Consider the following 10,020-nt stretch of genomic DNA (forward strand, 5'->3'; position numbering starts at 1 on the left):
CCTCGAGAAAGCGTCCTGACCCGAAACCGTCCCGACCCAGCGCCCACGACGCCAGTCAGCGACGCCACCTCACCTAACCTTCCTTACAGATCAGCCGCCTGCTACCGCCGCAGATCCGCCGCGATCATCGGCCACGTGCGCTTGAGGTCGGATTCCCAGTACTGCCAGGAATGCGTCCCGTTGGGTCGCGCAATCAGTTTCATCGGCACGCGCAGCGACCGAAGCCGCGCCGCCATGTCCTGGGTACACTGGTTGACCGCCGCCTCGATCGCGCCGCCGAGCACCACCTGATTCGCCAGTACCAGCGGATTTCCCTGCACCAGTTCGGCATTCATCTGGTCGTACTTTCCTGGCAGACCCGTACCGCTGGTCATGTACACCTTGGTGCTGCGCAGCTTCGCCGCCCGCAGGTAGGGATCGTTGGCCCGCCAACCCGGTCCACCGACCGGCCCCCACATGTTGGTCAGATTGCCCTGCCCGCGGTCAGCCACCACCATCCGGATGTAGGCCTGCCCCAACGGATCGCTGGTGCGCGCGCAACCACTGTAGGCGGCCACCGACCGGTACAGCTTGGGGGCGGCGATCGCGAGATTCAGCACCGACGTCCCGGCCATCGAGATACCCGCGATGGCATTGACCTTGGTGGTATCGAATTCCTTGTCGATGAGCGGCGGGAGTTCTTTGGTCAGGAACGTCTGCCACTTGTTGCGGCCCAGGACCGGGTCGTCGCGCTGCCAGTCGGTGTAATAGGAAAACGCGCCACCGATCGGGGTGACCACATTGACGTTCTTGTCGGCAAAGTACTTCACATAGTCGGTCTTGGCCGTCCAGGTGGCGGAGTCCTCACCACCGCCGGCACCGTTGAGTAGATACAACGTCGGCCGGGGTTTGCTGGTGTTGCGCGGACGCAGCACGGTGATCGGGATCATCTTCTGCATCGACGCCGACCACACGATCAGCGTCGTGTGCTGCGGGTTGTCGTGGATCACGGTGTCGACGCGGGAGATCTTGGGGTCGGGGGTCGGTGTCGCCTGCGCAGCTGCCGCGCCGAGGGTGAGACCCACGGTCGCCGTCATCGCCGCAGCCACCCACACGCGCCATCGACGTCCCCCGAGTGCGTTCACCAACACCTTCCCTCCAACCTCACAAGTCACAGTTGTCACAACCTTAACGGTTGAGCAGCTCAACCAACAGCCGGAACGGTGCTCGTTAGGCACTTGTGACGTGCGGGCGCCGGCCTCTCGGCAGCCACCCCGAATCGCCAACGCCACCTTGCTCTGGAAGCAAGGTGGCGTTGGCGATTGGGGGTATATGTCAGGAGTGGGTGAACTTCGGCTCACGCTTCTCGACGAACGCGGCCATGCCCTCGGCCTGGTCGTCGGTGGCGAATGTCGAGTAGAACAGTGCCCGCTCGGCGCGGATCCCCTCGCCGAGGCCGGACTCGAAGGCGCGGTTGACCGCGTCCTTGGCCAGCGAGGCCGCGATGAATGATTTCGATGCGATGGTCTCGGCCACTTCCTTGGCCGTGGTCAGGCAGTTCTCTTTCGGCACCACCCGCGACACCAGCCCGAGCTTGTCGGCCTCGTCGACCTTCATGTTCCGGCCGGTGAGGATCAGATCCATCGCCTTGGCCTTGCCGACCGCGCGGGTCAGGCGCTGCGATCCGCCGATGCCGGGGATCACGCCGAGATTGATCTCGGGCTGACCGAATACCGCGTTGTCACCGGCGATCAGGATGTCGCAGAGCATCGCCAGCTCGCAGCCACCGCCGAGGGCGTACCCGGTCACCGACGCGATGATCGGGGTGCGCAGGCGGGCCAGATCGTCCCAGGCGGCGAAGAACTGCTCGCCGACGACGTCGCTGTAGGACTTCGACGACATCTCCTTGATGTCAGCGCCGGCGGCGAAGGCTTTTTCCGACCCGGTGATCACGATTGCCCCGATGTCCGGGTCCTTGTCGAATGCGGTTGCCGCGCCGACGACCTCGGTCATGAGCGTGGTGTTGAGCGCGTTGAGCGCCTTCGGCCGGTTCAAGGTGATGACGCCGACGCGCCCGTCACGCTCGACGATGATGGTCTCGTGCTCAGACACTCGAATCCTCCTGCGGTGCGGGGTTGATGACAAGTTCCAGGCCGTCGGGCAGCGGCGCGAAGAAGGCGTCCACCTCGGCGGGGGTGACGGCGGTGTGATCGGTGTGGCGCCACGCCGGGTTGCGATCCTTGTCGATCACCTGCGCGCGGATACCCTCGGCCATATCGGGATTGAGCAGGCTGCGCAGCGACACCCGGAATTCACGCTTGAGTGTCTCGGGCAGGGTGGGTTCAGCCTGCCGCAGCGACCGCAGGGTCACGGCCAGCGCGAGCGGGCTCTTGCCGGCGATGGTGGCGGCGGTCTTCTTGGCATCGTCGGTGCCGGCGGTACTGCAGCGGTCGATGATCTCGGCGATGGAGTCGGCGGCGAAAGCCTGACTGATCCACTCCCGTTGCCCGGCGATCTTCGACTCGGGCGGTTCCTGTGCATACTTGGCGAGCGCGTCATCGAGCGAGGTCTCGCCGATCGCCCGACGGAATGCGCCGAGGTCGGCGGCCGGGATGTAGTGGTCGGCGAGACCGAGCTCGATGGCATCCGCACCGGACAACTGGCCGGCGGTGAGCCCGGCGTAGACGCCGAGGTTGTCCGGCACCCGGGCCAGCAGGTGTGTGCCACCGACGTCGGGCACGAATCCGATCCCGACCTCGGGCATGGCGAGGCGCGTGCGGTCGGTGACGACCCGGGTGTTGGCGTGGGCGGAGACACCGACACCACCACCCATCACAATGCCGTCCATGATGGCGACATAAGGCTTGGGGTAGCGCGCGATGTCGGCGTTGAGCCGGTATTCGTCGGCCCAGAACAGAGCGGACGGGCACGCCGCCGCCTCGGCGTCACCGGCGCCGGAGCTGCTCAGCGCCGAGGCATCACGGTGAATGGCCACGATGTCGCCGCCGGCACACAGACCGCGCTCGCCGGCACCGACCAGCACCACCGCGCTGACCTGCGGATCGGCCGCCCAGCCGTGCAGGAGCTCGTCCATGGCGGTCACCATCGGATGGTCGAGCGCGTTGATCGACTTCGGCCGGTTCAACGTCAGGGTCGCGACCCCGGCGTCGATCGTGGACAGCACGGACGGTTCGTCCACCATGCTCAGATCTCCCTCGCGCAGATTCGTCCGATTACCCCTCAGATACTTGCATATCCTAGTAAAGGAGTACAGCGCAGGTCCCGAGTACCTCAGTCCCGGGCGCGCACGAACACTTCCATCGTCGTCGAAAGGACCTCGCGGTCGTCGCCGTTCACCAGGCGTCCGGCGCAGGTCACAAGCGCACGACCCGGCTTGTCGAAGGTGACGGTGTCGATGGTCATCGACCCGGTGAGGGTGTCGTCCGGCCGGACCGGACGCAGAAAGGCGACATCGACCAGACGGCGTCCGGCGATCACCTGCCAGTGATCGAAGACCGCACGCACGGCCAACCGCTGGAACACCGCCAAGGTGTGGATGCCGCTGGCGATGAGTCCACCGAAGGCACCCGACTCAGCGGCGTCGGCGTCGACGTGAAAGCTCTGCGGGTCCCACTGGGAGGCGAAGTCCACCAGGTCGCCTTCGCTGATGGTGAAGGTCTCGAACTCGTGATGACGGCCCACTTCGAGGTCGTCGGCAAAGGCGCGGGATTCCGTGGTCACCGCGGTCACGCTATCGGGCGTTGCCGGATGAGATGCGAGCGGCCGGGCGGACCGCACGCAGGTGGCCTCGTTCGCACCGACGTGGCCGCCGATGCGCTTGCCGCCGATCTCTTCCGACGATCCGTGCCCTCTCACTCAGTCCGCCCACCTACGGTGAGCTCACCGGGACATGCCACTAGGTCCCACAGTCCAGAAGGAGTAACCACATGACCATCCGCGTCGCCGTCTGCTACGGGCATCCCAACGATCCCGCCGCCTTTGACGAGTACTACGAGCAGGTCCACATCCCCCTCGCGTCGAAGGTCCCTGGATTGACCGACTACACCTGGGGCAAGGCCGCTACCCTCGACGGTTCGGAGCCGCCGTACTACGCCGTTGCGAACCTCTACTTCGCCGACCAAGAGGCCTTGATGGCGGCTGCGGGTTCCGAGGAGATGGCGGCGGCCGGCGCTGACGTCGCAAACTTCGCCACCGGTGGTGTCACGATGTTCACCCAGGAGGAAGCCTCGGTTTTGCGGTAACCGCTCGGCGCGTTCGACGCCACGTCGATGGTGGTCCGTCGTTTCCACCGGTGTGCGGACCCGACGCCAACCACACGGGGAACTGACATCCACGGCGGTTACAACCCTGTGTGGATGTCAGTTCTCCATGTGGTAGATCGCTACTGCGCGGGAGGCGGGTTGGCCGTGCCAGCCTTGGCGACCTATTCGTCGCAATCGCCGGGGAGCGACAACCTACAGTGGACCGATGAGCACCGACCTCCCACCTACCGACCGCCGCACCGTCGACCCGCGCCGTCACCAGCTCGCCGAGGTCATGCAGTTACCTGCCGATCAGCCGGTCACGATGCTCAATCTGCTGCGGTATCGCGATGTGGCCGACTACTCGGCCGCCGATGATCTCGCCCCCGAGCAGCCGATCTCGGGCGAGCAGGCCTATCGCCGCTACGGCGCGGCAGCGACCCCACACATCGAGAAGGCGGGCGCCGAGGTGGTGTACCACGGCGAATGTGGTCCCACCGTGATCGGCCCGGCCGACGAAACGTGGGATTCGATACTGCTGGTGCGTTACCCGAACCCGAAAGCGTTCCTGGACATGGTCACCGATCCCGAGTACCAGTCGTTGTCGCGCCATCGCACTGCAGCACTGGCCGATTCCCGGCTCATCGCGACGACCACGTCGTAGCCGGAGCCGCCCGCCGCCGACGGCGCAACCGTTCTGGCCGCAGCTCCGGCTCCAAGCCGGAACCGGGAACTGCGGTCGGAAGTTTCGACAGGCCAAGCTCAGGTCTCGGTCGGGTGGAAATCGACTGCCAGCTCTGGTCCGTCATTTTCTCGATAGGCGGCGAGGTTCGCCGGATCGTAGGCGGCGACGGTGTCCATCCGGCGGGCCGCGCTCGATGCGACGAACTCATGCCCGGAGTCGACGACCCCCATAGGGCGTGAAAGTCCAGCGATCAAGCGGTAGAAGCCTTTCCGTGACTCCTGGAGCGGGACTGCGAACGCGTCGGTGTCGATGAGGAATTGGCTGATCGCGCTGATTACGCTGACGGTCGCCGGTCCCGATGCCGGTGCTTCCTTGTCATCGTTGAACGCGAGTCCGTGACGCCGCGCCCGATCCATCATCCACACCAGTGGGATGTTGCTGATCTTGCTGTCGGCATAGCCACCGCCGACGTTGCAGTGCACTCCGGAAAACCAGACCTGCTCGATGATCTGGCTGTCCGGGGCATCCGGCTGCGCACGCCACAGCGTCGGCTTGAACGGTCCGCGCTTCTCGTCGATGGCCAACGCATGATAAGCGGCCGCGACGGTGGAACTGAGCTGAGTGTCGTGAAATGCCCACCGTCGGTTGATCCATTCGAAGAGCTTGCCGCTGAGTGGAATTCCCAACGAGCCGACGGTGTCCCACACCCCGATGAAGCGGATCGGCACCTCATGTGAATACTGCTCACGGAACTCGACGGCGCGTTCGCCGCTCGGCGCCGACGACCGGTCCCGATCGCGGTACAGCGCGAAGGCCTCGTCGAGACGGCCGCGGTGCTCTCGCGACAGCAGGCCCGCGTTGCGGATGAAACCGGCGATGCTACGCGCGGTATATGCGCCGCGACTGAACCCGAACAAGAAGATCTCGTCGCCGGGTTCGTACATATCGACGAGTTCGAGATACCCCTTCTTCACATTCTTGGACAGCCCCAGTCCCAGTGCTCCTCCGCGAACCTTGTGCCACGGCTTGGTCCCGACCCCGGCCACATAAACGGAGTCCTGGATGACGCCGGCATCGTCGGTGCCGGCGATCGCCTGATACAGCTTGACCACGTTCGTCGGGTGTTTCTGCCCGAACACATTCCAGGTGCCGTCGCAACACACGATCAGCCGTCTCGGCATGATGAGTTGATCTCCTTCTCAGGTGGAACAGGTGCTTTAGATCCTATGCGGCGTCGAATGGTTCATGCGTCGCGTGATTGATCGACAGCTGCCGCCGGGCTCGTCGGCGGGTCACGGCGTCCGCAGCACATCGCGCGCCCGCGCATTGATGGCGTCGTGTATCCAGTCGGGCTCGACGACGTCGAAGGAGTGCTCGAGCAGCAGAGCCCACACCATCCTCAGTGCTCGTGTCCGGTCGGCGTACCGTAGCCGGGCTCGCACGGTCGCTGCGTTGGGCGTCGCGGTGTCGTGAATCGCGACGGCACGCCCGAGTCGATCCAGATCCTCGGCAGCACAGTCGATCACCACCTCGACCGGTTCGAACGATGCCCGAAACGCGCTTCGATGTCGTTGCCAGATCTCGTCGAGGTCGACCTGAGGATCCCGCTGCGCCGGCTCGTCGAGGACCTCGACGTCGGACATCCGCGACACCCGATACATGCGTTCGTCACCGTTCACTGCCGCGACGAAGTACCAGGTCTCGCCAGCCACGATGAGACCGATGGGATCGAGAATCCGTTCGCGTACTTCGTCATCGCCGCGTCTGCGATAACCGACCCGCAGTCGTCGACCATCGAACACCGCCTGCTGCACGGCCCCCAACGCGCTCACCTTTTCTGGTTCACGCACGAAACCCTCGGGCCGGACGAGGACACGTTGAGCGGCGTCGACCGCCCGGCCACGATGAGCCTCGGGCAGCGCGGCGGCCACCTTGCGCATCGCGCTGGCGAATGCCGGTGAATCCAGTCGCCCGGTGCCGGCCAACAACGATGTCGCCTCATCGACGGTCAGCCCCGTCAGATCCGTGCGATAGCCGGGCAGCAACGCGAAACCACCGTGTCGACCGCGCTCGGCATACACCGGCACGCCCGACAACGACAGCGCATCGATGTCGCGCAGCACCGTACGCTCCGAGACACCGAGTTCCTCGGCGATGGCAGCAGCGGTCAGCCGCTCATGCTTCTTCAACAGCATCAGCACCGCGATGAGACGTTCGGCTCGCACATCCCCGATTCTGTCGCACAATCACGACAGAAGATGTCGTGATTAGGAGATTGACTGAGATCACCAGCCAGGAAACTCAAAGGAATCACGATGACGAACTCCCAGACCGCCGATCCCCGCCCCTCCTACGCCGCCGCCACCGCGTGGGTCACCGAATTGCTCAACGGCGTGTCCGAAGATCAATGGTCGGCCCCCACACCCTGCGACGAGTTCGACGTCCGCACGCTCGCCGCACACCTGATCGCCACGGCCAACCGCGCGGTCGCGCTCGCCGAGGGTGCCGACGCCCTCGCACTGCCCCGCCTCGCCGACACCTATGACGCACACTCATACGCCGTCACCGTCGGCAAAGCCATCGAGCTGTGGTCCGACGACGCCACCCTGACCGCGCCGGTCACCGTCCCGTGGGGTGAGGTCCCGGGAGCAGGCGCGCTGTGGGGCTACGTCAGCGAGACCCTGGTGCACGGTTGGGACCTGGCTGTCGCCACCGGTCAGTCCGCCGAAACCGATCCGGCCGTGGTCGACCCGGTACTGGCGGTCGCGCGCCAGTTCATCCCGGCCGAGATCCGCGCCAACCCCGACGTGCCGTTCGGACCGGTCGTCGAGCCTCGCCCCGAGGCCGGTCCGACCGAACGGTTGGCGAACTGGACCGGACGTTCATCGTCGCCCTGGGTGGGTGCGGCCGCACAGTGACCGCGCTCATCCGCAGATCGGGTGACCGGAATTCGGCGGCATAGAATGGATCCCTGTGTCTCTCCGTCGTACGCCCGAAGTGAGTACGGACGGCGTGACACCGAAGGGCGCTTTGGCCTCTTTGTCCAACCCGAACTATCGGCTGTACTTCGCCGGGCAGACGCTGTCACTCACCGGAACCTGGATGCAGATGACGGCCCAGGCCTGGCTCGTTCTGACGCTCAGCGGGTCGGCATCTGTACTGGGTGCGATCGTCGCCCTGCAAGCGCTGCCGATCCTGTTGCTGGGCCCCTACGCGGGAGTGATCGCCGACCGGGTCGATCGCCGTCGGTTGATGATCGTGCTGCAGACCATCATGGGGATTCTCGCCGGCATCCTCGCGGTGCTGACACTCGGCGGGTGGGTGCAGATCTGGCATGTCGCAGTGTTGGCGCTGCTCGTCGGCCTCAACAATGCGTTCGAGAACCCGGCCCGCCAGGCGTTCATCCATCAGGTGGTGGGCGAGGAGCTGATTCGCAACGCCGTCACCTTGAATTCGGTGATGGTCAACGCGGCCCGAGCAGTGGGACCCGGCGTCGCCGGTCTCGTCCTCGCGGCCGTGGGCGCCGGATGGTGCTTCGCGATCAACGCGCTGAGCTTCGTCGCGGTGGTCGTCTCGCTCGTCGCGATGAACACCGCGACCATCGAACACGAAGAGCCCATCGCCCGCGCCAAGGGACAGCTCCGCGAGGGTCTGCGGTACGTTCGCGGCTCCCCCGCCCTGTGGATCCCGCTGGTGATGATGGCGCTCGTCGGCACGCTTGCCTACGAGTTCCAGGTGTCGCTGCCCGCGGCCGCCGCCGATACGTTCGAGGGTGGCCCGCAGGCGCTCGGGTTCATGACCTCGGCCATGGGGGTAGGAGCTGTGGTCGGTGGTCTGCTTGTCGCGGCGCGTGGCACCACCGGCCTGCGGCCCTTGACCATCGCGGCAGCCGGTTTCGGAGTGACCATTGCCGCGACCGCGATCGCCCCGTCGTTGCCGGTCGCGATCGCCGCGCTGTTCTTTGTCGGATGGCTCAGCGTCACCTTCATGTCCACCGGGAATGCGACGCTGCAGCTGAACGCGGACCCGCGGATGCGTGGACGGGTGATGTCGCTGTGGTCGGTGGCGTTCATGGGCTCTACCCCGATCGGAGGACCCATCATCGGCGCGATCTGTGAGGTCACCGATGCGCGGGTGGGTCTCGGAGTGGGCGCGGTCTCGTGCTTCGTCGCGGCCGCACTCGGTGCCGCGGTGTGGCGGCGCGGGAATCGTCGTCGACCGGTCCGGATGCGGTCGACGGAGGGCGGCCCTGCGTGACGCTCGCAAGCTCGCTCCCTTGAGGCTCGCGAGCTCGAACCTCAGGGCGGCGTGACAGGGACCAGGGCGTGACGCTCCCGGCCGCCGACCGCTCTGCTACCGCGCGACGAAGTACAGCCGCTGGTTGGCGAACTCGCCGATCCCGATGGGTCCCATTTCTCGTCCGAATCCGGAGGCCTTCACCCCACCGAACGGCAGCTCTGCGGACTCGGCAGCAATCGTGTTGACATGTGTCATACCGACTTCGAGTTCTGCCGCGATGCGCGCCGCGCGGGACTCGTCGGTGGAGAACACGGAACCGCCCAGACCCAGATGGCAGTCGTTGGCCAGTTGTAGGGCTTCGGCGTCGCTGGAGACCCGATAGATGGTGGCAACCGGACCGAAGATCTCCTCCCGATACGAGTGCGACCCCACCGGGACGTCGGTCAGAACCGCGGGCGAGTAATAGGCGGCGCTCCCCTCTGCGAGTTCGCCGCCCGCCACGAGCGTCGCACCCTCGGCAAGGGCTTTCTGCACTTATGCATGCACGGTCTCGGCAGCCGATCGCGAAGACAGCGGAACATACTCGCCGTCGCCGAGACTCAGCTGATCGCCCGGCGTGAGCCCCTCGGCACGCTTCTTCAACTGTGCGACGAACTCGTCGTAGATTTCATTCATCACGATGATCCGCTTGTTCGAGTTGCAGACCTGACCGCCGTTGTAGGTGCGGAACTCCCAAGCCTGCTGCGCGACGTCGGCGACATGAGCCGTCCTGGGTCTGGTGGAGACCGTGATCTCACCAGGAGAATGTCGGTATGGCTGCACCACGCAAGTTCGATCAGGAGACTCGTGAGCGGG

General features: G+C 65.6%; 10 protein-coding genes and 1 pseudogene. 4 read left to right on the forward strand and 7 right to left on the reverse strand.

Annotated elements, in window-relative coordinates:
* Positions 1–101: 101 nt before the first annotated feature.
* From ACIGKQ_RS24840 to ACIGKQ_RS24855, 4 genes are all read right to left on the reverse strand, one after another.
* Positions 102–1,076 carry an alpha/beta hydrolase family protein gene (locus ACIGKQ_RS24840; protein WP_328713697.1) on the reverse strand — a complete coding sequence of 325 codons (975 nt, stop codon included), beginning with the start codon at positions 1,074–1,076 and terminating at the stop codon, positions 102–104.
* Positions 1,077–1,314: 238 nt separating this feature from the next.
* Complete coding sequence (locus ACIGKQ_RS24845; RefSeq protein WP_328713560.1) at positions 1,315–2,091, reverse strand: enoyl-CoA hydratase; 777 nt, start codon at positions 2,089–2,091, stop codon at positions 1,315–1,317.
* On the reverse strand, positions 2,084–3,181 hold the full coding sequence (locus ACIGKQ_RS24850; RefSeq protein ID WP_396575152.1) for an enoyl-CoA hydratase/isomerase family protein: 1,098 nt from the start codon (positions 3,179–3,181) through the stop codon (positions 2,084–2,086). Before ACIGKQ_RS24850 ends, ACIGKQ_RS24845 begins: the two co-directional genes overlap by 8 nt.
* Before the next feature lie 89 nt (positions 3,182–3,270).
* Positions 3,271–3,720: a MaoC/PaaZ C-terminal domain-containing protein gene (locus ACIGKQ_RS24855; RefSeq protein ID WP_266060440.1), complete on the reverse strand. Its 450-nt coding sequence runs from the start codon at positions 3,718–3,720 to the stop codon at positions 3,271–3,273.
* Positions 3,721–3,926: 206 nt separating this feature from the next.
* On the opposite strand from ACIGKQ_RS24855, the gene ACIGKQ_RS24860 reads away from it, so the two are divergent.
* A complete protein-coding gene (locus tag ACIGKQ_RS24860) occupies positions 3,927–4,241 on the forward strand; it encodes an EthD family reductase (protein ID WP_266060439.1) in 315 nt (104 codons plus the stop codon).
* Between the two features lie 226 nt (positions 4,242–4,467).
* Positions 4,468–4,905, forward strand: a complete 438-nt coding sequence (locus ACIGKQ_RS24865; protein WP_396575153.1) for a DUF1330 domain-containing protein — start codon at positions 4,468–4,470, stop codon at positions 4,903–4,905.
* 98 nt (positions 4,906–5,003) lie between these two features.
* Here the strand turns inward: ACIGKQ_RS24865 and ACIGKQ_RS24870 are convergent, their stop codons facing one another.
* Positions 5,004–6,107, reverse strand: coding sequence for a DUF2235 domain-containing protein (locus ACIGKQ_RS24870; protein ID WP_266060436.1), 1,104 nt, complete (start codon positions 6,105–6,107; stop codon positions 5,004–5,006).
* A 111-nt stretch (positions 6,108–6,218) separates the two neighbouring features.
* The gene (locus ACIGKQ_RS24875) at positions 6,219–7,151 is read right to left on the reverse strand and encodes a YafY family protein (protein ID WP_266060435.1); all 933 of its coding nucleotides are present in this window, start codon (positions 7,149–7,151) and stop codon (positions 6,219–6,221) included.
* Positions 7,152–7,241: 90 nt separating this feature from the next.
* Here ACIGKQ_RS24875 and ACIGKQ_RS24880 point away from each other — a divergent pair, with 90 nt between their 5' ends.
* Both ACIGKQ_RS24880 and ACIGKQ_RS24885 read left to right on the forward strand, forming a co-directional pair.
* The gene (locus ACIGKQ_RS24880) at positions 7,242–7,844 is read left to right on the forward strand and encodes a TIGR03086 family metal-binding protein (RefSeq protein WP_266060434.1); all 603 of its coding nucleotides are present in this window, start codon (positions 7,242–7,244) and stop codon (positions 7,842–7,844) included.
* Between the two features lie 94 nt (positions 7,845–7,938).
* Positions 7,939–9,183: an MFS transporter gene (locus ACIGKQ_RS24885; protein WP_266060433.1), complete on the forward strand. Its 1,245-nt coding sequence runs from the start codon at positions 7,939–7,941 to the stop codon at positions 9,181–9,183.
* Positions 9,184–9,279: 96 nt separating this feature from the next.
* Here the strand turns inward: ACIGKQ_RS24885 and ACIGKQ_RS24890 are convergent.
* Positions 9,280–9,990: pseudogene (locus tag ACIGKQ_RS24890) on the reverse strand (aldehyde dehydrogenase family protein).
* Between the last annotated feature and the right edge of the window lie 30 nt (positions 9,991–10,020).

The sequence above is a fragment of the Gordonia sp. NPDC062954 genome (assembly GCF_044543825.1).
Taxonomy (GTDB): domain Bacteria; phylum Actinomycetota; class Actinomycetes; order Mycobacteriales; family Mycobacteriaceae; genus Gordonia; species Gordonia tangerina.